The sequence below is a fragment of the Desulfonatronospira thiodismutans ASO3-1 genome (genome assembly GCF_000174435.1).
GTDB lineage: Bacteria > Desulfobacterota > Desulfovibrionia > Desulfovibrionales > Desulfonatronovibrionaceae > Desulfonatronospira > Desulfonatronospira thiodismutans.
Window position 1 is genome coordinate 1,121,663 of record NZ_ACJN02000001.1, and the last position, 20,949, is coordinate 1,142,611.

A 20,949-nucleotide genomic window follows, 5' to 3' on the forward strand; every position below is an offset into this window, starting at 1 on the left:
GCAAAAAGGGCCGGGACATTTCCGCCCCGGCCCTGGAACCTGGTTTTAAGTGTGCGTGCACCAGCAGTCCTCGAAGTCATGAAAGACCATCACTCCGATCATGAAAGGACCCTCCTGCCTCTCCAAAGGGTGCAGGTCCGGGTTGCCGTTTTGCCTGTACCAGGCCAGAGTGAACTCAGGATGGGAGAAGCTCTCGTTGTAGCCAGTGACGACCACATCTGTGCTGGGGAGGGCTGCAAGGTTGTGCAGCTTCTCCTGGAACCTGCGCCTGGAATTGGGGCTGTGCTCGCAGATAACCCTGGTGATCCCCTTTATAATTTCCTGCTGGGCATAGGGCTGGGTGGTGATCAGTAATGCCATGGTAACCTCCTTTATGGGTATGGAATTTGGACATAAAAAAGCCCGGGCTATGACCGGGAAAAGGGAAGGGCTAGCTATTTGTGGATAGCCAGTGCTGGTAATCCTGTACGAGCTGATTAAGGACTTCTGAGCGGGTGGATATCCGGCTCAGGGACTGATCCCGGATGGTTCTGGTGATGCTGTGATAAAATGAATACAGAGTCAGGCCGTTGAGGGCGATTTCCTCTCTGTAGGCCTCCAGGAACCGGTGGAACCTGCTGGCAGGAAAGGCTTGCTTGCGCATGGCCTCGAAGCTCAAGATGCGCATGTGGCGCTGGGACAGAGGGATGTTCTTCAGGTCTAATTGCCATGCCTCCAGACTTTCCAGACGGTTGACTGTTGTCTCTATGGCCCTGCCGGACATGGAGAAGAGCTCATCTGTGTCCAGGCCCTTGGTGTGCTTCCGGAATTCCACGAAGTCACCGGCAAAGACCAGGTTGGAGCAGACCATTGTATATGTCCCGGCGGTTATTCCTACGGCAAAGCGCTTAGCAATTGAGTTGCGAAATCCAATCTGCCAGTTTACTCCATCCCGGCCCTGGTCCAGGCGGTATGAGGCGAAGAGGTTACCTCCTCCGGTGGTGAGCTCGAAACGTTTGTCCTGGATGCCCAGGCCCTTGTCCCGGACAGCATTCTCTACAGCATCGATTACCAGGCTGTGATGGACAGGATTCCATGTTTCGGTGCCCTGAACTTCGGGAACTGCACGGACTTCTTGCTCGGAAACGAAATGTGCTTTCATGGTTTACCTCCTATTTGAGATTACTGGGTTAGATGATGGAGTTGACGATCTGACTTATTTCCTCATCCAACATGTAGGCATACTCGATGCCGCCAGTGGGTCCGACGTGAGGCAGGACATTGCGCCTGAGACGCCCGATGGCCCTGTCTGTGGCGTTGAACTGGTTGCAGACAGGCCACTTGTGTGACTCGTCATACTGGCGAAACAGTTTGTTGATTTCGTGGATGTTCATGTCGGAAACATCCCGGCCAAACATCTGCATAGAAACCTCCTTATGTTTTGACGTTATAAATCCCGAGGACTTGTGTTCAGCCTTGGGATCATGCGCCGGTTATTGGGCCTGGTTCTGGGCGGGACGAGTGGTTTTGCTGCCCTTGAGACGAACAACCACCCTGGGAGCCTTAGTGTTGATGGAGCCTTGGTTGGGCATGTTGTATCCACCTCTGGGCCTGCGATAAAAACCTCGATTGAACTCAAGAGACACTCTGTTCATTGGGAACCTCCTTTTTATGGTGTTAAACGCAAAAAGGCCGGGACAGTGTTTGGAGGCACTGTGCCCGGCCTTACAAAGTTGACCTTATTAGTAGGTTATTTGGTTACAGTTTTAGATGAGGGGCTCGCAGAAGTCCCGCTGGTCTTCATGCTGCCTTTGCAACTTGTTCAGGACAGCTTCAAAACCAAGGCCGTCATCCACCCAGGGTTTACGCTCCAGCAGCTTGACCTGCTCCCGGTCATTGACATTGACGGAGTAGCGCTTCTTTCCGGTGTACCTGCAGGTATAGTCGCTGACAGTCCCGTTAATGATCTTTAGGTGGGCCTTGTGCGGCTCATCCATGAGTAGCTGCTTGGCCTTGAGCGCCTGTGCTGCCCAGAAGTTGACCCGTGCCTTGATGTACTGGCCACTGCCATTTTTGGGGATGAGCAGATGCAGGGTATACCTATGCTCGACAGGTTTGCCGTCTTCCCTGATCCGGCCTGGTACGAATTCGTGCTCTACGGGTGCAGTTGTCCAGCCTTCGATGTTGATCTCTTGCATGATAGAACCTCCATTTTGTTTCGCCCTATGCCGGGCATTAGACGTAAAAAAACCGCTTCCAGCACCATGCTGACAGCGGCTAAACAGCGGATATTCAGGTTGAGTGGTTAGTTTACAGGGGCCTGCCCGGTGCGGAACAGTTGATCGAGCTCCTGCATGAGTTCAAGATGGGAAGTTCTTGCGGGATTAAAGGCTGCCCTACAAAGCTCCTGAATGTCTTTTGCCTTGGATACAGACAGGGTAATGCCGGTTCTTGAATGCTTAGAGGGCTTTGTCCTGGCTTTGCGGATCTCGAGAAGTGCCACCCGGCATGCAAGGCGTTCTTTCATGTGCCAAGCGGCCCCTCCGAAGAGGTGTAGTGGGTACCCCTCAAACTTGCCCGTCTTTGTCCTGACCCAGAAGGTGGTTGCCAGCATGTCGCATTCATAAACGTACTTGTCGCATTTGAACCTGGCTTGACGTGGATCACCGGTAAAACCAGTGCCCCAGGCAAGCCACCTTTTTTCACCTTCTGGGGTGAGGTATTCTTCAAACTTCATGGTTACCTCCTGATTTTTAATGGACGACTGTTGCCAGGTGGTATGCCCTGGCACCATCATCAAAGCATGGAGAACACACCATGCCGCCATACAAGACCTCTATCTTGATGAACCAAGAGAGCTCAGAGGTCTCAACTCGTACCGAATGTTCCGCGCCGCAGTGAGGGCATTCGGTGTCGATCTTGCGCCCTTGTCCGCTGATCTGCATATTATTCACCTCCCTAGTCTTAGATTTGAGCTAAACGCTCTTGGCCTACCGCCAGGTGTGGCCACTGACGGCAGGGTGGAGTGTTTAACGTAAACCTTTTTGACTTTCCTCGATGTCGATGTTGGCAGCATTGGCCTGTTCAGCTAATGCCTCCAAGGCATCTTCGTAGACGTAAAGAGCACAGGTCTCACAGGCAGCGGAATGGGTAAGTGCAGACTCTATAAGGGTCTGTACTTGAACCTCATTCTTTCCGCAGAATGAACAAGAGCGCACAGCTTTTTTGCTCCTGTTGTGTTCTACGGTTTGAAGCAGGTTATAATTGCCAGCTCCAGCCCCTTGGCTACGCCTGAGTCATACGTAGACCATTTACCGTGGACCTCGTAGTGCCTCATTTTGGGCACCAAAGTGTCCATAACAAATTCCATGTCTTGCCCTGTTAAACCTTGTTTTACGTGCATATTAACCTCCTTAGTTAAATTATTATCTGAGCTAAGCGCTCATGCCCTACCGCCAGTCGCAAGCACTGACGGCAGGTGGTGAGAGCTTAGAAGGGATGGTGGAGCTCCCGGCTCCTCTCCATCTGAGCATGAAGTATGCGCTGCTGCCAGTATTCATGCTCCAGCTCCTCTGACAGCACCATCATCTCGCTGCACTCGCACAATCCCATAACCAGGCTGTCGTGGGGATCAGACTCGTTCTCTTCGAGGAGGACGAAGTCCTGGAGCCTTAACTGTCGGTTGCACCTCACGCACTGCATACGGACCTCCTGTGGTTGAGTGTTACGGTACCTGGACCCCGGGTACCCCGAATGATGGGTAAGGGACTCCTAAGTACCTATAATATTGAGGTCCCACCCCCACACACATGGGCATAATTTCCAGCTCACAGGAGAAGCCGAATCTGACAGAAAATAATCAATTATTTCGAATATATATTATTTTTTTGGAAAAATTATATTTAATTTAGTTAATACTAAATTAGCAATAATATGGGTTTTGGTGAGGGAAAGGTGTTATGATTTTAATAGGATATAAAAAGTGGACAAAAAGAAGGGAGTGAAGGCAAAAAGGTCATGAGGATCAACAGTGGTAGTCTACAAAATCGCTCTGAAAAGACTATGGCACGTTATGTTTTTAAGTATGAAAAAAATATTATTAATATTATGTTCGTTATCGTGATATTCAAAAAATTGATAATCCTTGGCTAAAATCGAGAGTAATGAAGGAGGAACTTACATGAAGGCAGTTGTTTATCTGATCTTGATTTTGGCCTTTCTGCTAGTGACAGATGTAGTAGGCGGACAATCAACAATTTACTGCTACAAGACGTCCGTTGGAACGACTATTTTTTCTGATTCACCATGTACTGATGAATCACCTGAAGCAAAAACCCAAGGTCAATTGACGATACCTGACTCACAAAATATCCTGGAATCTAGACCTATATTGGAGCAAAGATCGCGAACCCAGGGACATACCGGTAAGTTAACGAGCGAAGACACCACTTCTCGTCCATATCAGCTTGTTTTTTCAGAACCTTCATTTTCCGATCTATTGGACGGTTATATCGTAGCGCAGGATGGCACTTTCCTAGGAAAAATTTCAACTAGCACTATGGACTCGCAATCTATTCTCAATTCTGTAGGAGCGCATGGTAGTACAGTCCGTAGAGATTCGATCTTTAACTCCGTTGGGAAGTTTGGTAGTAGCGTATCCAGATACTCTGCATTTAATGACATGGCATCATCTCCGCCAAAGGTATATGCCAGAGATGGAAATTTTATTGGCTATCTAACGACAAACACAATGCGTTCTCCAAGTATTGACCCATATTCTTTAATTGGCTGGCTACGATCTCAATAGTTAATTAATTTGGTCTATTTAAATGCAGCGAATCAGCAGTACACTTTCTGAAAAGTCATAAAGTCTGGTATTAATATAGTTTGTGCTCGAATGTCACTAGTTATATTCTAACAAATGTCTCAACACGGACAGGCTTTTTCGCTGGAGCTACAAAGCCGGCCGGGTACGCTTGTCGTTATAAAGACCGGTAATTCCTTGAGATAGTTCACCCACCAGAAAAGTTCAGACTACCATATCCCGGACCTGCAGCTGCGACTTCCGGGGGCTGGGAGCGAGCATGGGTCACAGTATCTGGACCAGCAGCTGTCTGCAGCCCCAGTCCGAATCAACATCCCCCGCTACAATTTGACAATTTTGTAAAAAGTCGTTAATCTACCATCATGCAGTATGGTTGATATGGTCAACCTGTGCAATACAGTGATACGATCTGGGGGAATGTGTTATGGCGTCCAGGAAAAAAGGACGACCACGAAAGTACCGCAACGCTGACCAGCTCCAGGAAAAGATTGCAGAGTATTTTCATTCATGCTCTGAGCGGGGCAAAATTCCAACAAAGGCGGGCCTATGCTATTATCTGGGTTTTGCAGATCCTGCTGCACTTTCATACTATGCAGATAGATGCAAGGCGCGTAACCATTTTTCCAAAGCGATACGCAAGGCCTTGGTGAAGATTGAAGCTTGGAAAGCTCAAGCCTTGGTGGACGGGGAGCTGGAGCCGGGGCGGCTGCGGGGGTTGTGTTTTGATTTGAGGTGTAATCATGGTTGGAGGGAGAAGACGGCAGTCAAGACGGAGGAGCCGGATGTTGGTGGTTCTGGTGTGGCTGTGATTGGGTGGCATCGGTGGGAAAATTATTGCCGGAGACGACTTGCACAATCATCTCCGGCTAGTGATAGCTCTTGACCTGTAGGCTGGGCCTTTCGTGTTACTTGAACAATATTAATGTTGCCTAGCAAAGATACTCGAACGTAAACGTTTTTGGAAATCAGAGGATGTTTCAATTTCTTCAATCCGCTTAAGGCTATAAAGCTTCATGGGTCTCCACTGGGGGTTAATGGGATTTGGCTTGGTCATATCCGGGATTGCTGCAAACTCTTCAATCAAATCCCCTGGCCACCGTTCATACAGTTTGGTGATGTTAATGTATCCAGGTGGCACATTGGATTTCGGCTTGCTCCTATATTGTGGTTTTCCCTTGCTGTTGCGCATCCTCTTGGTCAACTCGCTATCCTTGCCAGGCCACCAGCAGGTGGTGGCGCAGCCTTTTTCTGTAGGCCAGGTGAAGAAAATTCGTCCATCTCTATCAGGCTTCACCTTTAACCCTGGCTGTGACCAACAGTGCATCCACGCTGGCGACCATTCACGAAAACTACTCCGGTCCAGGCCTGCTCTGAAAAAGAGCTTCTTGGTCCATCCGATGCCGTTCAGCAATGAAAAATATTGCTTGAACCAGATACGTGCAGCCTTCCAGTTTTTTACCATCTGTTTTGTGGGTTTTAAGTTCTGCTTGTTCATAATCCCTTCTTTACGGTTTTATTGGAAAATATCCGCCCAGGCTTGAAGGCCTGGCGCTTCTGTATTGTAAGTCCCTTCATTTTGTCTTAAACCATTAATAATAATGGACTAATCTTCTTTGGACTGCTTCAAGAGCAGCAAGTTTTTTCGATTTATAAGATGCTTGAACATTTACGGGCTTGTTGAACTTAAAAGGCCAAACATTATTTTTTATTTTGGCCAGATATGACTGTATTTTGGCCTCATAAAACTCGCTGGGCATCGCCTCTACCCCTGACCAGGACTCAGCATCGAATTCCAAACCGACTTGGTGGTAAAACTTTCTGGCTGCTGAGATAGTGCCAACACCTCGAGAAGGCTTTCCCGGGCTATCCTTATAGTAACACTTTATTTCAGGCAGGCCGGTTTCCAGCATTAAGGTATTGATTAGATCAGACCAGGCTGAATTTTTGGTTAGCTTCACTGGTACAAAATCCCCTTTTGAATTTGTCCCTTTTCCAATAAGAGTATCTCTTATATGAAAGGGGACAAATTCAATCAGGGTTTCTCTTACTCTCTTCCAGTCGTGGATATGCTCAGAATCCTGACGACAGAATACTCCTGCCAGACATGCTATTTCTCTGGTAACTATGCCTGCCTTTTCCAGAATGGGGCGCAGCCTTTGTAAAGCTACATCTAAGCTGCCTCCTCTGTTGTACTGGACAGCTTGAAAATCCGGCTTGCCGAGGCTCTCTGGCCAGTGCTGACCCATGACAATTATGGACTTCGGCCTATAGATAGGTCGAATTCTATGAATGGACTGGACGAGCTCGCGTATGCCCAGATCGGCAACCCAGGCATCTTCCTTTTCAACGTCATTAAAAAGGCATGAGGCCATGTCTTTCAGACCTTCTGGGTTGGCAGTGGGGGTGCCGAAGCATATTACAGCATCGCAGGTTTCAAAGCGGTTTATTCCTCTGTTTCCCCAGAAATGCGTGACTTGATATTCCCTGTCAGGATCGATTTCTTTTACAAGCTGCAGTACCCGTTCTTCAGCTGCCATATGTGTGATTATAAGGACGTGCTGCTCATCCTTGCTAAGGCATTCAATTCCTTTTTTTAGTTTTGACCTTATGTGTTGGTCCTTCATGGGTGTACATTTATTACCATCTCCTACAACAGCTGTTTTGCCGAGCGCATATTTCAGGTGATACTTTCGACCTGGCAAATCAACTGCTGCATCAACTAATTTGAATGATCTTCTGGGGAGTAAAGCTTGTAATTCCTCAATAATCCCCGTTGCATCCTGGCAAATGATGTTTTTGGCTTTTTCAAAATCAGGGGCGCAAAGCTTATTATATACAAATGATATGCCCTGCTCTTTTCTGTGATCTGCTCGTATATATGCAATTCCATCCATATAGCCTGATGCTATTTTCATCCACTCTAATTCTAAAGGAGTGATATTTTCTTCTATAAGTCTTCTTTGATGCTGTATTGGTTTTTCATTTTCAAATTTTTCGAAGACAGATAAATGATCATCTAATAAGTCCCATTCTTCTTTAGGTATATTTGCAATCGATGACAGTCCTTCAGTATGACTCCAGTTTGATCTAGGATCTGCGTATATCCTTCCTTCTCCTTGTTTACACTTTACTGCTTGATGTAGAAGTTCTTGCGAAGATTTTATCATTTTATTGATTGTTTCTGCAGATTTAAGAGGTATCTTTGGAAGAAGGTTTTGTATAGATTCTAGAGAAACGACGTGCTCTTCATAGTACGCTTTCACTGGATTTTCATCTATTATGACTATATGAGAAACCAGTTCAAGATACTTTGCAACCTCATGTGTTGCTATAATTATTCTTTGTAAAGGCATGTCTTCAAATTGTTTTTTATATGGACACACCTTGTCATGCGGGCATTCAGGGCATACATTCAGACCAGGAGCATAACCTTTTCTTGCTATTTCCCTGACTTCTTCCATTCTGTAACATGTGGCGTCTGGACGATGGTTCCATCCAGGTTTGAGAGGCTCTTTTCCTTCTGTTCGACCACGTATTTTTCGAATATGCTTTGGGTTTATACCTAAGTTTATAGCTGTTTGCCTGGCCTTCTCATATGCCTCATTAACGACATCACCAGTGGGTACTAGAAAGAGAATCTTCTTTTTGTCAGCATAAGGGACCAAGATTGAGAGTGCTCCATGGGTCTTCCCAACACCTGGAGAAATCTTTATGAGGGTATCACTTGTTTGCATTGCAACCTGCCTCCCTGAACACATCAGCTATTCTCTTGCGGGCCTCATCGATTGTGACAACTCCTCGTGCCTCTGTGGTATGCGATTCGGCTTCTATCTCTTCAAAATGATACCCTTCAATCCATTCTTGTGGATAAAGACCTGTGAAGTATAATCCGCTTTTCTGGTTATACCTGTCCTGACCAGCTGGGCAATTGTTTGCTCGCCAGCATTTTAAAATTCCACTTTCAGTCAGCCATGGATTGCCCTCGGTCTGCCCGCATGCAGGACATGAGCTCAGTTGAAATATGGTAGTCTCATAAACCGTCCTTTCTCTAAGGACCTTGATCCCTAGATTATTCAGTGCCGCATGTATCTGCTCCCAGTCAGTTTTCACGGCACTCTTCTGAGGTCTGGGAAAGCCGATTTTGATGATATGCGTCCTCAACCTGGCCATCAGGTCATACTGTTGCAGGATTGCCTTCCAAGGGGCCGGAAGCTCGTATTCTACAGGCAGAATCTGATCGGCCCATTGCATACAAATTTCATAATCAGGCTTGCCTTTGACCAATTCAAGATATTGCTGTTCTGTCAGGTCTAAAAGTTCTCTGGGGTGGCTTAATAGATGAATATGGCAATTGGAAATGTTCTTATCTTCCTGCTTCTGGTTCCCGCGGTAACCCAAAAACCTGAACCACATATTTGCCCATGTCAGAGGAGAATGGTCTATGCCTGGAAAGCTGGACGAATCCTTAATGAGTGTAATGAAGCCCCGTCCCCATTCAGGAGCAACAATGAATCCCCAGATGAAGCGAAGCCCATTACCTGAGAGGAGAATATGCAAGCCATTAGCCAGCCCCATGCTGTCAAGCTTGAGGTATAAACTTTTGCCGGTATCTATGTTGGCCTGGATTGAGGTATGGTGCTTTTCCGGATGTTCAACGTCCAGCCATGGGAGATAATGTATATTCCCCTGGTTATCGTAGACCCGAGGAGTCAGCCAGACCGCTTCATAGCCATCAGTAAAGGCAACCGGGTTAATCCTTGAGCGCAACTCACTTGGAAGATTTTGCAGGGTCAGTGGAATCCAACTGCCCTTCTTATCCCAGAGAGTGCGCTTGAACTGAATAGTATGTTCAAGCATTTAAAGAACCACCTACTTAAGTTCTGGATATCTTGCTGACAGCAAGGTGCTTTGCAATGATTTGATATCCTGATGCTCAGCGGATATCTTTGCAACATCCTGTATTTCCTGGATATGTGCTTGACAATGTAGCCTGGCAGGTATATAAGAAAGGAAATACGTGAGGCCTGCCTGCTGAACGTTTTTCTTGATGCCCCGGGGGATCAGGCCCGGGGCATCCTTTATGATACTACTCATTTCGTATCACCCCCTTTTGACTGCTGGATACTTCCAGGACCCCTTCCTTCACAGTCTAAGTTCTGGATATATTTTCTGGTGTAGGGCAGCCCGCATCGGTCAGCCAATGTATCCCAGCGTGATCTCCAGATGATCGGGGGTAACTCTGCTTTAACCTCATCCCAATCAATGTCTGGAAAGGTTTTCCTGAGCCAACAATCAACCTGATATCTGGTGTAGTGCACTTTAGTTTTTTGCATACAGAATGCTCCTTAAGGTTTTACTCTGAATAATTGACCCGGACCTTAAGGTATGAATGCACGAGGCATCTGGAATTGATTTTATGAAAATCAATTCCAATAGATTGGCAGAGGTAGGTCGCCAGCAGGATATGGCTTAACACTAGTAGCGCAGGATATTGTTGATAGACAGGAAGTTAACGGTTAATCACAAGTTTTTTTGTAAAAGAAAGGATAGGTCAGGATGGTTGTTAATGTGGAGCTGTTAAAGTAGGGTGCATGAAAACATATTTTATATGTTTATCACCTCTATTTTTTTTATACATTTATCAGTTGTATAGTATCGCTTGTACCATTTTGATTCTAGGTGCCAAGCATCCGGTTTCCCCTCGTCAATTTCGACAATATCCGGAAAGAGATCAGCCAGCTCATCCATGAGTTGTGATATGGACTTGTCCGGTGACTTGTCCGGTGACTTATTCTTTTGATCCCAGATCCACAGTCCAACTGCCCTGGCAAGGAAATCCAGTCTTAGATCTTTTACCTCTTTTAATGCTGCTCCTCGCCAGTAATGTTCATGGCCAATGCACAGAATTCTTTCAGGAACTATACCGTCGCCGTTTTGTTCGTCCTCAATGAGCTGAAATATACCGTCTAATTCATTGGTAATGTTTTTCTTAATTTTTTTGATGTCAAAATTTGAGGTATCAATAGATATGGACAAGCTGAGTACATTGTCTTTATAATAGGACTCGACAAAATGATATCCTGAACGATAAAATCTTGGTACACATGTCAATAAGCTATCCAGCCTGATATCTCCATTAAGCCATGAGCGAATAATCTCTTCTGATTTTTTCACGTAAGACTTGTCTTGATCAACTATATCTAGATATGAATTGATGTCAATTGCTTGTTCTGTTTCGTTATCATTATGCAAGTAGTCATTTCTAAGTTGATATTGCCACTTCCAGTAAAAGTAGAATCCTACCTTAAGATCCTTTGTTGCAGGCATATTTTGAGGGTCATTCATTAAACCTCTCCTTTCTTTAAGCCCACTACTGTTTTGGCTTTGCCCGATATTCCAGGTTCTGACTTATGGCTATTGATTTTGTTTAAGGCCTCAGTTGCCTGTTTCAGGCTGTCAGGGGCAAGATGGGCATAGCGTTCTGTTTGGCTGATCTGCTTATGCCCCAGGTATTCCTTCACTGTGTAAAGGGGTACTCCGGCCATAACCAGCCAGGACGCGCAGGTATGGCGTAAAGTGTGGAAGACAACCTTTTGGCGCGGGTCATCAATACCCTTGTTCCATCCAAGTTCTTTGATGGTTCGTTCGAAAGCTTTACTAACTTTCTTCCTTCTTCCTCCATTACGGTCTGGGAATACGAGCGCTGAGGATCTGTCGTCACTCCGCCTCTCAAGCATTTTGCGTACTCGCTTTGTTATAGGTATGTGACGCACATACTTGTTTTTGGTGTCTCTAAAAGTCACTAACCCTTGTGAAAAATCAATGTCTTGCCAGGTCAAGCTAAATATTTCCCCAGCTCTAGGTCCGCAATGCAGTGCAATCAGGGCTATGTCATGAGTGTTTTGACTGCTAAAGCAAAGAACATCCAGCAAGATTTCAGCCTCTGAATGTGTCAAAAAACGAATACGTCGATTATCATAGTGTGGCATTTTAACTAAACTGACAGGATCAACACCTTCAAAAATCCCATGGTCGCTGGCGTAGCAAAATACTTGTCGTACCACTGAAAGTGCGTATCCTATGGATCTGGGGGACAGGCTTGCATCTCGCATTTCTTTTTTTATTTTTTCCAGATGGAAGGCCGTTACCTTGGTAAAAAAAACTTCGCCGATAAATGGCTGTATCCATTTTTTGTAGAGGTGTCTTTCCGTGTCCCAAGATTTGTAAGCCTTTTCATGCTGCGAGTTAAGAAAATATTTCTCCCAGATTATGTTAAACGTTGTGCTTGCAATCTCTTGCTCTTTCTTTAATTTTATATCTTCTGCACGACGCACATTTTCCATCTCTCTACGTTCGGCAAGAGTAAGCGCTCCCTCTCCAGTTCGTTGCGCCTTTTTTAATCTAGCAAGCTCCTCAGCTGCACTTTGAGGGGACCAACCTTCGCTTGCCCAGCCCAGAGCTTCTTCATGCCGTTTCCCATCCAGGGTATATCTGATGGAAAAGTATTTATCGAACTGAACACCATGTTTGCGGGTTGGATGCTCTCTATATCTAACGCCTGGATATTTGGTATATTTCCATTTAGCCATTGTTTAGACCCCCAAAAGCTGATTTTTCTTGAATCAAGGGTTATGTCTTGTCCCCAATTTGTCCCCAAAAAATTAGGGAAACGAGATGATTCAATGTGTCTTGAAGTGAAACTAATATGCTTCAAATGTGTTGATATGTCAAGCTTTTTGGGCTATAAAATGATGTCTTGTGAAAGGTAGGCTAACTGAATGGGGTTCAGGGGGTCGCAGGTTCAAATCCTGCCATCCCGACCATGATTTCAAGGGGTTAGGCTTTAGGTCTAGCCCTTTTTTTTGGTCCAAATGGCCTTGATATACCAATAATATACCACGATATACCAAACCCTGCACATCAGCTGCTTACCTGAGAGTCATAGTATTTTTGCAGCTGTGCCTGAATAAGGAATTTGTGTTGGGCTGTAAGGTGGGAGTACCTGTCGGTCATGGCGATGTCGGCATGACCGCTCATTTCCTTGGCATCCACCGTCTCCATGGCTGGGACCTATTTGATTGTCGTTCATGTTGGGATGGATCATGAAGGAGCACAGGGAATACGCGCAGCGGCTGATAAATTCCCTGGACAGTCTGACCCGGGAAAATGAACCGGACCGCATTGTTTCCCAGCCGCCTGATGTTCAAAAAAAGCGCTGGACTTGTACCATGAGTTTGAGAAGTCCGTTGAAAGGGATCAAAAGCGACGTATGGTGCTGCAAAACACACGAGAGATTCTTTCAGAGTTAGGGTACAGGGTTCTGGACCTGGAAGAAAAGAGTAATGAAGAAAGCGACGGGACCGGGGCCAAACCTCTGTCGCTTTATTTTCGCACACCGGAAAAAGGTGTGGTAAGGCTGGCTTGCGGCCTGGTCAACTCCCTTTTTTCTGAATTTATCCAGCTAAAGAAAAAAGGAAGGGATTATCCCGCGAGCGAGGCCGAGGGACACAGGTGTGAACAGTGGTGCCGGGACTATGATTTTTTGCTGCATGAACTGTCCAGCCAAAATATCCGGATAGAGGAAAACTGGAGAGAGTCTCCTGCTCTTGAGCAATGCAGGGTTATGGAAGTTTCCGAGGAATACCTGAAAGTTGGAAAAAGGGTTGCCCCCATTGTGAGGACCAAAAGAGAGAATATTCAAAATTCATAGGGGAGCTGTTACCTATAGATTTGTCCCAATGGCAAGGCTGGTGGTGAAAGTTCTGTTGACCAGTTGAAGCCATTACTGGCATCTCCTCTTAAACGGATATGCCCTGTTTTAGGCTGTGCTGCACGAAATTTTATTCCCAGTTCTCTAAATTCCTTTCTGACCGCTGGCTCATACTTTTGAGTGCCTCCTGCAACCGGGGGAGCTGTGGCATAGGCCTGGTTTGCAAGGCGACAAATCCGTTTGCAATCTTCCAGGGTTGGAAGCTTTGTGAGGCCACGGACAAAAGGAGATAGCACTGCATTAACGCTTGAATTACATATCTCAGACCAAATCCTATCATGATGGGCATTGCTTGACCCATGATGGGGAACCTTGAAGACACTTGCCCGTGTACGGATGCAGGTCTGTTCTTCAAATATCAGTGACCACCCATGACCATTTTTTTCTTCAACGTCAGAACCCAGCAAGATCCCATCGTCAGGTAAGTCTATCCATACTGCTGCTGACAAATGATTAGGCTCAAGAACACGGGCACGTTTCTGTACAGATTTAACTTTCGGCATTTCAACAGCCAAGTTTTGCAAAAAATCATCGTATCGGTCAGAACTCGGAGAAAGTGAATAAGCCGAACAAACTTGATTCTGATGAATCAGCACATTTGGCGTAATTCTATTACGTCGTCTTTTTTTCTCCTGCAACAATTTGAATACCCTGCTGATCTCAGTGGTTCCTCCAGTTGCTTGCTTGCTGAGAGTTTCTGCATGCAATTCGACATAACGAAAGAATTCCTGGTTTGTCATGGCTGCAGGGCACCAAAACCGAGCGCCCGAACACGCCTCAACTAATTGAGATAAACCACGTGTATGATCATCATGCCAATGGGATGCAATAATATGCTTGACTTTTCTTTCGACCTCAACACCAAGTTTATGCAGATAACGCAGGGGAACTACCTCCCCCGAACGGGAGTCAATACAAGAATCGATAATGATCCAATCTCCTGCTCCAGCATGAACAACAACACATTCTCCATACCCAGGCCCAAACAAAGAAACTTCTATCTCATCAGGATTAGGCGGGTGGAAAATCATCAATCCTCACTAAAATATGCAGCTAGTTCTGCGGCTCGCTGCTTCGCACTTTCAAAATGCCTTTCATTCCAGCAAGGCAATCGCCGAAAAACAAGCTCTGTAAAACGCTGGCGCATCCCCCCGCGCTTAATCCGATACGCAACACGGACACGAAATAATGCCCCTTCTTCAAGGAGCGGCAAATCATCAGGTCTGAGGTCATCTATAGGAAACTCACCTTCTTCCTGTTCAAAGGTCTTACCTGCGGTTAAATCGATCATTCTTGCCAGAAATATTCCGTTTTCTTTGTCTACCTCGTCTACTATTCCTTCGAATTCCCGAACAACCTTGATCCGCTCAACCTTTTTTTTTAGAGTTTTATAAGCTGGTGGAAATTGTCTAATGTTCGGCTGGCGATATGGTTCGGCAGAAGTCGTACCGCTGTATTGTCCATTGAGGGCTTCCTCACTATCCACAGGTTCTTGCAAAGGAGCCACATGTTTACCTGGATCCACCGGCCTGATCTCAGATACATAATCATCAGGTACTTCAGGCGTATCTAATTCTGGATAGCTTGTGGGTAATGGGACTGCCGTCACTTTAATACCTCGATCTCTTTCATGATTTGATTGATAATGAATTCAGCATGGCCCATGGCCGTGCTCCATTGATGCTCCAAGACGTGCATGACTTTAGAGCACCCAACCGCCTCCTCTATCCCAACCACATCGTAGTGATTGTTGATATCCATAAACACACCACTATTCCCAGATAATTCAGAGGAAGGCTGAATCTTGGCCCGGACATACCCCTTGAGCCCTTCCTTTTTTGAACGATTCTCCCGCATGGTCAAATTGAGCATACCGCCCTGTTCTTCAGTATCCTCTCCTTCAAAAGATCTTGCCCACTCACCCCACGGCTCCCAGGGTGCAAGTTTTTTCCCTAAAACAATTCTGGCCTCATTACTCCCTGCATCAAAATGAACTGATCTATTTATTCCCAGGATTCCAATTGGCGTATAGGTTAAAAAATCGGTAAATGTTTTGAGCGCAAAATCCTTTATCAGTTCCAAAGGACCAGAATTACTCCTGACCATAAATCGGTTACGTTCTGCTTGGACAAAAAAATATTCAGTCTGGAATTTACATAGTTCGGGATGGATTATTTCGATCTCGGCCTCAAATGTTTCCTGCTCTCCAATTATACCGTTTTTGGCAAACCACCACGGTTGAAAAATCGCTGGGTTGAAACGACCAAGAAGTACAATAGAAGCATTGTCAATTTCTGGGGTAATCTTCATTGCTGGTGCTGCTAAGCTGAGCTTTGGCTTTGTTTCTTTTGGTATTTGTTCATCACAGTAGAGGAACATGACCCTCCGGTCAGAGGGCTCGTCAAGCCGAGACGCAAATCTTACTCGAAACCTTGGCTCCGGCCAAGGAAGGTATTTTATGCTGAATAGATACTTTTAATTTAAAAAATGAAGCTGGAAGCCTTAATTATACGATATCTTCAAGAAAATAATTTATATCCGGGACCATACCTTGATGTCAAGTTGACTAAAAAACTCAAGTTAATGCTAAAAAATAGCATCACAAAAAATGCTGATTATTCCCAAAGTAAGGTGAAAAGCTTAGCCTGCGTAAACACTTGTCAAGATCAGGATCACCCAAGCGAAAAGCCAAGGAAATTAAGGCCGCGTTGGCTTATCTATCTCTCACTATTGCTGTTGTTAAGTCAAAAATCAAAGATGATATGATTTTTAGTGGATAAGAGTTTGAAGAGGTTAAGCTTCAGCTGGAACAGCAAGCTTAGAAAAGCCGGGATTTTGCCTGGCTTTTCTCATTCCTGGCCCATGCCTTTGATTTTGGTATACCAATAATATACCCTTTTCTGATGACACTATACAAAAACAGAATAATTATGCACCGTTAGCACGGTATGTTTCAAGGATAAGAAATCAAGTGTGATCAAGAGAAACGGTATTATTTTAGATGGTTACACGTTAAAAGCCCCCACCGCCACGTCTGAATGGGGTTCAGGGGGTCGCAGGTTCAAATCCTGCCATCCCGACCATAAAAGCAAGGGGTTACCTTTCGGGGTAACCCCATTTTTTTGTGCTGTTTCCCCGGGGGAGCACTCGGGGGGTAAACTATCTGTTTAATGATTCTACAGGCCTGCCCTGGGAAGTGTCCAGCTGAACCAGCTCAGCGGAAGCGACAACTTGCTTGAAATTTATTGCGCCTTATCGGTTTCGTGAGTTCGCAAAAACAGGGTTGAGCTTCAAGCCGGGGATCCGATTGAAATGGCGAAGGTTCCCGGTAACAAGCTTGAGGTTATGACCAATGGCTGTAGCCGCAATCTGAATGTCCGCGTCAGGAAGGATCATACCTGTGTCTTCGAGATGAGCGCGGATGCTGCCGAAAACCTTCGCAATGCCGATGTCATAAGGCAGAACGGTGACGGCGGGCACAACTCTCTGCTCGATATTAGATATGTGTCGTTCGCGGTCATGGGAACGATAGGCACCTTTGTATAATTCACCTATTACAACAGCACTCGTGAATTGGGCCTCGCGAGAAACGTGCATTATCCATTTTGCGTAGGCTTTTGCAGGGCGTGGGCGGAGTAATTCTGAAATTGCATCAGTGTCAAAGAGGAATGCCATAGTCAGTGTTCGGGATCAGGGGTGTTTCGTTGTCCATGCCGAGGGGAAGCGTCAAGTATTGAGGCCAATTCTTCGCTGTTCTCCCAACCGCCTACAATACTTGCGAGCCCACACTCCGGACCCGCTTTCCTCAAGCGTTCAAGCTGTTCGAGATCGTTGGGACTGACAAGAGCGGCGATTGGCTTCCCATGCCTTGTGATAAGAACTGAATTACCTGCTTCAACTGTGCGGATGCATTCTGAGAAGGTGGCCTTGGCCTTGGCTACGGAAATATTGTTTTTCATATTCAGCCTCCATTCTGGACATTATGGTCATTATGACCAGAAAGTCAAGTGTTGAATTGAAAAGTCGCACTACTTCGGCTGGACAGAAATGGGGGGAGGAGAGACAACGGCGTAAAAAACAAGCTTCAAGTTCAGACCTGGAACTGAGTCAGCTTTCATGGATATGCTGAAAGGCGGGTACTGTTACTGCCACATGTTCAGGTCTGTATCACTGACGATATAGTTGTGGGAGCAGCGGATGATATTGCCGGTATCCACATAGCGCAGGGAGACAAAAACTTCCGTATTCGCGAACTGACGTGTTTCTCCCTTGGCATAGGTTCCGACAATAAACCCCTGCACATCATGTTTTTCGCCTATCTCATGCAGTTCTCTGGATAGAATAAACTCTCCTTCTGCTTCGCTGACGAAAATATTGCGGCCCATCTTTATCTCCCTCACGCTGTAGCCATGCTGGGCCAGGCGGTTGGCAATCATCTCCGAACTCATACGTCCAAGGGTGGAGGATCTGTGCATATCATCGATATTGACTATACTGGTGACTATAACTGTCTCATTTTGATCAATGGGCACATTACACGATCCTAACAGCTCGTCTGCTGCCTCCTCATTGATAGTGATCAGATTTTCTTCGTATAGCTCAGCCTTGATTTGTTCATCCATATAACGTCTCTCTAACTTGGCTGATGTATCGCACGCTGAAAGAGCATAAAGCAGAGTCAATAATACTAAGATGCAAAGGCAAGTCTTCTTATCAAATGTATTGGGCATTGTTATCTACTCTTTACATTGAAGGTTCTGGTCTCGACATCCGCGTCTGCCTGGTACAGATCCCTGGAGAAATGATAGTGATCGGTATCCAGATCCCGGATATAATAGGTATTACTGAGTCTATAATATATATCCTTGTCCTTCTGGACGGTGGCATTAATGATTATTTCGTTGTGGGGGATACGATTTTGGAATATAGAATCTGCAACAAACACTGTTTCTAGTCCAGCACCTGCACCTATAGATTGAGCAAAAGCATTGCCGTCTTTAATCAATTTATACGTTCCATAACCCAAGGCCCCCATGAGCAGCCCCGTACCAGGCGGAACACGATTAAAGTTCCTTGAAGCCTTGTGAGTGACGGATTGAACCGACCAGTACAACTGGTAGGCATCCTCTGTATCGCTGGTTATTCTGATCCCTGACCGGGTCAGGTCGGTAACCAGATAGGATTCCAGTGCCTGGGAAAACGGGGAAATATCGTTGGAAGCTACGTTTACGCGCGGGTCCTGCAAATTCCCCTCCTGGAGCATTTCAGAAATATCCCGCCCCAGATCCTGAGCCACTATCTCCCAGTGCTTGGCTGCCTGCATCTGTTTCTGCAGGCTGTAGGGATGGGAAACCGGCACCGGAGACTGGCTGCATCCGGAAAGGAGCAAGGGGAGAAACAAAAGTATAAAGACAGTGATCCAGGTTCTTAAAGGCATGTCAAACGCTCCTGGAAAAGGTTGGTTGTATTAATGCTCTTTTAACAATCTGATATAAATCGTGATTACAGTCAATGTTTTTTTATTGCAAATTCACCCCTGCTAAACTGGACAATCTAAGCGCCCAGGTTTTTTCCGCGAACCTGAGAGGGAAAAGAGGCCCCGTCGGTACCATGCCCCATTCAAAATTGTAGATGTATGGCATTCACAGCTTCTGTGATCAGATAAACAGGCTATCTTTCAGGTTTATGGCCATCTCTTGCTCAGTAACAACCAATGTAGTCTTACGAACCTGTTACCTGGGTATTATCAGAAAAACCTTTGAAAAAAGCAGCTATTGATTCACTACCGGACGCAGTTCGTAAATTCGCCCATATTTCGCCGCTGACTGCAAATCCCTCTGGCGAAGGGCTTCTCTCACGTCATCCAGTTTATTGGCATCTTCAATGCTTAGATAAGGGGACCAACCGGTATCGTCTTCCAGCAGAGCAACCTCTACCTCAGCAACATATCGGCCTTCATGAACATATTTTGTTTTTTTTCTCTGATTCATTATTTTTTCCTTTTCGTAAATGTTTCATCCCAGCGCCCGGGGTCCGGGCGATAGGCCGTAACCAATACCGCAGGCTTATCGCAACCTTTTGGGATGCCCCATACAACATGAATTGGCATTCCCATTCGATCCTTCTGTAAAAACGTATCTGTTTAGCTCTTTTAAGGAAAGCAGGGGACAGGCACTCCGGGACCCACTTGAGCATCATTTTGTGCTTAAAACATCTCATTTTTTGGGACAAGTGGGTCCCGGAAGAGCCAGTCCCCATGCCACATGCAAAGCGCTGAACAGATACGTAAAAACAGAACGTATGGCCCTTTTGCAAAGTCTGGATACTCCTCGACAAGCATCGCTTCCAGAACGCCACCGAGTACTTCTCTGGCACTCAGACCATCTTCTACCAATTCATCGTACCCATGTTCCGATATTCTTACATCGCCAGCACTTATCAATGCGCGTACTTTCTTAACTATCGTAATCAATCCCAGTCTTCCAGGCTTCTTTAGTGGATTTTCCTGAGACCATGTCACAAAACAGCTCTTTTCTTTATTGGGTTGCAGGCAATGCCCGCCTTATTCAAGTACGTTATACACATTCTTACTGATCACTTAATTTCTTTCAGATGAAAGTCTCCAAGGTTGTTCATCTGCAACATAATCTCGCTGGATCGTTGCTGAACGTATGTCGAAGGAGCTGAAACAGCATATATTTTTGGATTGGGAAGAACAGAAGCCATCAGTGCAGCCTCCCTTCTGGTAAGATTTGAAGGTGAATTCTGAAAAAAATGCATCGAAGCTGAATAGACTCCATATATACCGTCACCAAACTCTGCAACATTCAGATAAACTTCCAGTATCCTCTGTTTAGACCAGAATGTCTCTATCAAAACAGTAAACCATGCCTCAACGCCTTTACGCAAGTAGCTTCTGCCTTCCCATAAAAAAAGATTTTTTGCGGTCTGCTGTGTTATGGTGCTTGCGCCACGAACCCTGCCCTGGGTTATTCGCTCTTCAATAGCTTCCCGTATTGATTGAAAATCGAATCCCCAGTGATTCAAAAATTTCTGATCCTCGGAGGCTACCACAGATAGTGCCATATGTGGAGATATGTTGTCCCAGTCGACCCATTGGTAATCGATTTTCCAGGATCTGTCTTCATGTACCAGACCTTCCAGCTGCCTTTTGACCATGAACATGCTGGTTGGAGGATTAATATGTTTCAGGGCCGCTACCAGGATGATTGAGCACAGCACAAAGCAAAAAGCCGCAAAAAGCGTAACTCTTAAAATATAACTCACAAGCCTGAAACGTCTTTTCCCGGCCGTTCTACTGCTTTTCCTTCGACTCATTTTTTTAAAGCAAAGCAACACTTAATTACGGTTACAC

General features: G+C 45.8%; 28 protein-coding genes. 3 read left to right on the plus strand and 25 right to left on the minus strand.

All coding sequences use genetic code 11. The features are described from left to right. Nucleotides 1-45 precede the first annotated feature (45 nt). From DTHIO_RS05175 to DTHIO_RS05205, 8 genes are all read right to left on the minus strand, one after another. The gene (locus DTHIO_RS05175; RefSeq protein WP_008869294.1) at nucleotides 46-360 is read right to left on the minus strand and encodes a hypothetical protein; all 315 of its coding nucleotides are present in this window, start codon (nucleotides 358-360) and stop codon (nucleotides 46-48) included. Between the two features lie 70 nt (nucleotides 361-430). Beyond that, nucleotides 431-1,141 carry a hypothetical protein gene (locus tag DTHIO_RS05180; protein ID WP_008869295.1) on the minus strand — a complete coding sequence of 237 codons (711 nt, stop codon included), beginning with the start codon at nucleotides 1,139-1,141 and terminating at the stop codon, nucleotides 431-433. A gap of 28 nt (nucleotides 1,142-1,169) precedes the next feature. Beyond that, complete coding sequence (locus tag DTHIO_RS05185; protein ID WP_008869296.1) at nucleotides 1,170-1,403, minus strand: hypothetical protein; 234 nt, start codon at nucleotides 1,401-1,403, stop codon at nucleotides 1,170-1,172. 69 nt (nucleotides 1,404-1,472) lie between these two features. Beyond that, the gene (locus DTHIO_RS21830; RefSeq protein WP_008869297.1) at nucleotides 1,473-1,634 is read right to left on the minus strand and encodes a hypothetical protein; all 162 of its coding nucleotides are present in this window, start codon (nucleotides 1,632-1,634) and stop codon (nucleotides 1,473-1,475) included. Between the two features lie 111 nt (nucleotides 1,635-1,745). Then, the gene (locus DTHIO_RS05190; RefSeq protein ID WP_008869298.1) at nucleotides 1,746-2,177 is read right to left on the minus strand and encodes a hypothetical protein; all 432 of its coding nucleotides are present in this window, start codon (nucleotides 2,175-2,177) and stop codon (nucleotides 1,746-1,748) included. A gap of 107 nt (nucleotides 2,178-2,284) precedes the next feature. Continuing rightward, nucleotides 2,285-2,716, minus strand: coding sequence for a hypothetical protein (locus DTHIO_RS05195; RefSeq protein ID WP_008869299.1), 432 nt, complete (start codon nucleotides 2,714-2,716; stop codon nucleotides 2,285-2,287). Nucleotides 2,717-2,732: 16 nt separating this feature from the next. Further along, a complete protein-coding gene (locus tag DTHIO_RS21630) occupies nucleotides 2,733-2,924 on the minus strand; it encodes a hypothetical protein (protein WP_008869300.1) in 192 nt (63 codons plus the stop codon). A gap of 544 nt (nucleotides 2,925-3,468) precedes the next feature. Next, the gene (locus tag DTHIO_RS05205) at nucleotides 3,469-3,681 is read right to left on the minus strand and encodes a hypothetical protein (protein ID WP_008869303.1); all 213 of its coding nucleotides are present in this window, start codon (nucleotides 3,679-3,681) and stop codon (nucleotides 3,469-3,471) included. A gap of 478 nt (nucleotides 3,682-4,159) precedes the next feature. Between DTHIO_RS05205 and DTHIO_RS21005 the strand changes: the two genes are divergently transcribed. Both DTHIO_RS21005 and DTHIO_RS05210 read left to right on the plus strand, forming a co-directional pair. Further along, nucleotides 4,160-4,786 carry a hypothetical protein gene (locus DTHIO_RS21005; RefSeq protein WP_008869304.1) on the plus strand — a complete coding sequence of 209 codons (627 nt, stop codon included), beginning with the start codon at nucleotides 4,160-4,162 and terminating at the stop codon, nucleotides 4,784-4,786. A 442-nt stretch (nucleotides 4,787-5,228) separates the two neighbouring features. Continuing rightward, nucleotides 5,229-5,687, plus strand: a complete 459-nt coding sequence (locus tag DTHIO_RS05210) for a terminase small subunit (RefSeq protein ID WP_008869305.1) — start codon at nucleotides 5,229-5,231, stop codon at nucleotides 5,685-5,687. 36 nt (nucleotides 5,688-5,723) lie between these two features. Here DTHIO_RS05210 and DTHIO_RS05215 read toward each other — a convergent pair whose 3' ends face one another. The 7 genes from DTHIO_RS05215 to DTHIO_RS21370 all read right to left on the minus strand — a co-directional run bounded on the left by DTHIO_RS05215 (nucleotide 5,724) and on the right by DTHIO_RS21370 (nucleotide 12,865). After that, a complete protein-coding gene (locus DTHIO_RS05215; RefSeq protein ID WP_008869306.1) occupies nucleotides 5,724-6,299 on the minus strand; it encodes a hypothetical protein in 576 nt (191 codons plus the stop codon). A 94-nt stretch (nucleotides 6,300-6,393) separates the two neighbouring features. After that, on the minus strand, nucleotides 6,394-8,538 hold the full coding sequence (locus DTHIO_RS05220) for a hypothetical protein (protein WP_008869307.1): 2,145 nt from the start codon (nucleotides 8,536-8,538) through the stop codon (nucleotides 6,394-6,396). Next, on the minus strand, nucleotides 8,525-9,661 hold the full coding sequence (locus tag DTHIO_RS05225) for a hypothetical protein (RefSeq protein ID WP_008869308.1): 1,137 nt from the start codon (nucleotides 9,659-9,661) through the stop codon (nucleotides 8,525-8,527). Before DTHIO_RS05225 ends, DTHIO_RS05220 begins: the two co-directional genes overlap by 14 nt. Nucleotides 9,662-9,894: 233 nt before the next feature. Beyond that, nucleotides 9,895-10,137 carry a hypothetical protein gene (locus tag DTHIO_RS21980; RefSeq protein WP_008869310.1) on the minus strand — a complete coding sequence of 81 codons (243 nt, stop codon included), beginning with the start codon at nucleotides 10,135-10,137 and terminating at the stop codon, nucleotides 9,895-9,897. A gap of 271 nt (nucleotides 10,138-10,408) precedes the next feature. After that, entirely contained in the window at nucleotides 10,409-11,149 is a 741-nt protein-coding gene (locus tag DTHIO_RS05240; RefSeq protein ID WP_008869311.1) for a hypothetical protein, read from the minus strand. Continuing rightward, a complete protein-coding gene (locus DTHIO_RS05245; RefSeq protein ID WP_008869312.1) occupies nucleotides 11,149-12,393 on the minus strand; it encodes a tyrosine-type recombinase/integrase in 1,245 nt (414 codons plus the stop codon). Before DTHIO_RS05245 ends, DTHIO_RS05240 begins: the two co-directional genes overlap by 1 nt. Before the next feature lie 331 nt (nucleotides 12,394-12,724). Further along, nucleotides 12,725-12,865 (minus strand): hypothetical protein, encoded by a 141-nt coding sequence (locus DTHIO_RS21370; protein WP_008869313.1) that lies wholly within the window; start codon nucleotides 12,863-12,865, stop codon nucleotides 12,725-12,727. A 160-nt stretch (nucleotides 12,866-13,025) separates the two neighbouring features. On the opposite strand from DTHIO_RS21370, the gene DTHIO_RS05250 reads away from it, so the two are divergent. Continuing rightward, entirely contained in the window at nucleotides 13,026-13,514 is a 489-nt protein-coding gene (locus tag DTHIO_RS05250; RefSeq protein ID WP_144311450.1) for a hypothetical protein, read from the plus strand. 8 nt (nucleotides 13,515-13,522) lie between these two features. On the opposite strand, the gene DTHIO_RS05255 is transcribed toward DTHIO_RS05250, so the two are convergent. The 10 genes from DTHIO_RS05255 to mtgA all read right to left on the minus strand — a co-directional run bounded on the left by DTHIO_RS05255 (nucleotide 13,523) and on the right by mtgA (nucleotide 20,912). Continuing rightward, a complete protein-coding gene (locus DTHIO_RS05255) occupies nucleotides 13,523-14,605 on the minus strand; it encodes an MBL fold metallo-hydrolase (RefSeq protein ID WP_008869316.1) in 1,083 nt (360 codons plus the stop codon). After that, nucleotides 14,605-15,183, minus strand: coding sequence for a hypothetical protein (locus DTHIO_RS05260; RefSeq protein WP_008869317.1), 579 nt, complete (start codon nucleotides 15,181-15,183; stop codon nucleotides 14,605-14,607). The genes DTHIO_RS05255 and DTHIO_RS05260 overlap by 1 nt, the downstream gene beginning before the upstream one ends. Next, nucleotides 15,180-15,953 carry a hypothetical protein gene (locus DTHIO_RS05265; protein ID WP_040417557.1) on the minus strand — a complete coding sequence of 258 codons (774 nt, stop codon included), beginning with the start codon at nucleotides 15,951-15,953 and terminating at the stop codon, nucleotides 15,180-15,182. The genes DTHIO_RS05260 and DTHIO_RS05265 overlap by 4 nt, the downstream gene beginning before the upstream one ends. 873 nt (nucleotides 15,954-16,826) lie before the next feature. Continuing rightward, nucleotides 16,827-17,249 (minus strand): type II toxin-antitoxin system VapC family toxin, encoded by a 423-nt coding sequence (locus tag DTHIO_RS05275; RefSeq protein ID WP_008869319.1) that lies wholly within the window; start codon nucleotides 17,247-17,249, stop codon nucleotides 16,827-16,829. Nucleotides 17,250-17,251: 2 nt separating this feature from the next. Next, complete coding sequence (locus DTHIO_RS05280; RefSeq protein ID WP_008869320.1) at nucleotides 17,252-17,533, minus strand: type II toxin-antitoxin system Phd/YefM family antitoxin; 282 nt, start codon at nucleotides 17,531-17,533, stop codon at nucleotides 17,252-17,254. A 183-nt stretch (nucleotides 17,534-17,716) separates the two neighbouring features. Further along, nucleotides 17,717-18,196: a FlgO family outer membrane protein gene (locus tag DTHIO_RS05285; RefSeq protein WP_144311451.1), complete on the minus strand. Its 480-nt coding sequence runs from the start codon at nucleotides 18,194-18,196 to the stop codon at nucleotides 17,717-17,719. A 110-nt stretch (nucleotides 18,197-18,306) separates the two neighbouring features. After that, nucleotides 18,307-19,011 (minus strand): OmpA/MotB domain protein, encoded by a 705-nt coding sequence (locus DTHIO_RS05290; protein WP_008869322.1) that lies wholly within the window; start codon nucleotides 19,009-19,011, stop codon nucleotides 18,307-18,309. 334 nt (nucleotides 19,012-19,345) lie between these two features. Then, nucleotides 19,346-19,564: a hypothetical protein gene (locus tag DTHIO_RS05295; protein ID WP_008869323.1), complete on the minus strand. Its 219-nt coding sequence runs from the start codon at nucleotides 19,562-19,564 to the stop codon at nucleotides 19,346-19,348. 215 nt (nucleotides 19,565-19,779) lie between these two features. Next, nucleotides 19,780-20,046, minus strand: a complete 267-nt coding sequence (locus DTHIO_RS19540; RefSeq protein ID WP_144311452.1) for a DUF4258 domain-containing protein — start codon at nucleotides 20,044-20,046, stop codon at nucleotides 19,780-19,782. A gap of 122 nt (nucleotides 20,047-20,168) precedes the next feature. Next, nucleotides 20,169-20,912 carry a monofunctional biosynthetic peptidoglycan transglycosylase gene (gene mtgA / locus DTHIO_RS05305; RefSeq protein WP_008869324.1) on the minus strand — a complete coding sequence of 248 codons (744 nt, stop codon included), beginning with the start codon at nucleotides 20,910-20,912 and terminating at the stop codon, nucleotides 20,169-20,171. Nucleotides 20,913-20,949 lie beyond the last annotated feature (37 nt).

Coding starts and splice junctions, on each gene's coding strand:
- DTHIO_RS05175 (WP_008869294.1), bottom strand. CDS start 360: ATGGCATTACTGATCACCACCCAGCCCTATGCCCAGCAGGAAATTATA.
- DTHIO_RS05180 (WP_008869295.1), bottom strand. CDS start 1,141: ATGAAAGCACATTTCGTTTCCGAGCAAGAAGTCCGTGCAGTTCCCGAA.
- DTHIO_RS05185 (WP_008869296.1), bottom strand. CDS start 1,403: ATGCAGATGTTTGGCCGGGATGTTTCCGACATGAACATCCACGAAATC.
- DTHIO_RS21830 (WP_008869297.1), bottom strand. CDS start 1,634: ATGAACAGAGTGTCTCTTGAGTTCAATCGAGGTTTTTATCGCAGGCCC.
- DTHIO_RS05190 (WP_008869298.1), bottom strand. CDS start 2,177: ATGCAAGAGATCAACATCGAAGGCTGGACAACTGCACCCGTAGAGCAC.
- DTHIO_RS05195 (WP_008869299.1), bottom strand. CDS start 2,716: ATGAAGTTTGAAGAATACCTCACCCCAGAAGGTGAAAAAAGGTGGCTT.
- DTHIO_RS21630 (WP_008869300.1), bottom strand. CDS start 2,924: ATGCAGATCAGCGGACAAGGGCGCAAGATCGACACCGAATGCCCTCAC.
- DTHIO_RS05205 (WP_008869303.1), bottom strand. CDS start 3,681: ATGCAGTGCGTGAGGTGCAACCGACAGTTAAGGCTCCAGGACTTCGTC.
- DTHIO_RS21005 (WP_008869304.1), top strand. CDS start 4,160: ATGAAGGCAGTTGTTTATCTGATCTTGATTTTGGCCTTTCTGCTAGTG.
- DTHIO_RS05210 (WP_008869305.1), top strand. CDS start 5,229: ATGGCGTCCAGGAAAAAAGGACGACCACGAAAGTACCGCAACGCTGAC.
- DTHIO_RS05215 (WP_008869306.1), bottom strand. CDS start 6,299: ATGAACAAGCAGAACTTAAAACCCACAAAACAGATGGTAAAAAACTGG.
- DTHIO_RS05220 (WP_008869307.1), bottom strand. CDS start 8,538: ATGCAAACAAGTGATACCCTCATAAAGATTTCTCCAGGTGTTGGGAAG.
- DTHIO_RS05225 (WP_008869308.1), bottom strand. CDS start 9,661: ATGCTTGAACATACTATTCAGTTCAAGCGCACTCTCTGGGATAAGAAG.
- DTHIO_RS21980 (WP_008869310.1), bottom strand. CDS start 10,137: ATGCAAAAAACTAAAGTGCACTACACCAGATATCAGGTTGATTGTTGG.
- DTHIO_RS05240 (WP_008869311.1), bottom strand. CDS start 11,149: ATGAATGACCCTCAAAATATGCCTGCAACAAAGGATCTTAAGGTAGGA.
- DTHIO_RS05245 (WP_008869312.1), bottom strand. CDS start 12,393: ATGGCTAAATGGAAATATACCAAATATCCAGGCGTTAGATATAGAGAG.
- DTHIO_RS21370 (WP_008869313.1), bottom strand. CDS start 12,865: ATGGAGACGGTGGATGCCAAGGAAATGAGCGGTCATGCCGACATCGCC.
- DTHIO_RS05255 (WP_008869316.1), bottom strand. CDS start 14,605: ATGATTTTCCACCCGCCTAATCCTGATGAGATAGAAGTTTCTTTGTTT.
- DTHIO_RS05265 (WP_040417557.1), bottom strand. CDS start 15,953: ATGTTCCTCTACTGTGATGAACAAATACCAAAAGAAACAAAGCCAAAG.
- DTHIO_RS05275 (WP_008869319.1), bottom strand. CDS start 17,249: ATGGCATTCCTCTTTGACACTGATGCAATTTCAGAATTACTCCGCCCA.
- DTHIO_RS05280 (WP_008869320.1), bottom strand. CDS start 17,533: ATGAAAAACAATATTTCCGTAGCCAAGGCCAAGGCCACCTTCTCAGAA.
- DTHIO_RS05285 (WP_144311451.1), bottom strand. CDS start 18,196: ATGGATGAACAAATCAAGGCTGAGCTATACGAAGAAAATCTGATCACT.
- DTHIO_RS05290 (WP_008869322.1), bottom strand. CDS start 19,011: ATGCCTTTAAGAACCTGGATCACTGTCTTTATACTTTTGTTTCTCCCC.
- DTHIO_RS05295 (WP_008869323.1), bottom strand. CDS start 19,564: ATGAATCAGAGAAAAAAAACAAAATATGTTCATGAAGGCCGATATGTT.
- mtgA (WP_008869324.1), bottom strand. CDS start 20,912: ATGAGTCGAAGGAAAAGCAGTAGAACGGCCGGGAAAAGACGTTTCAGG.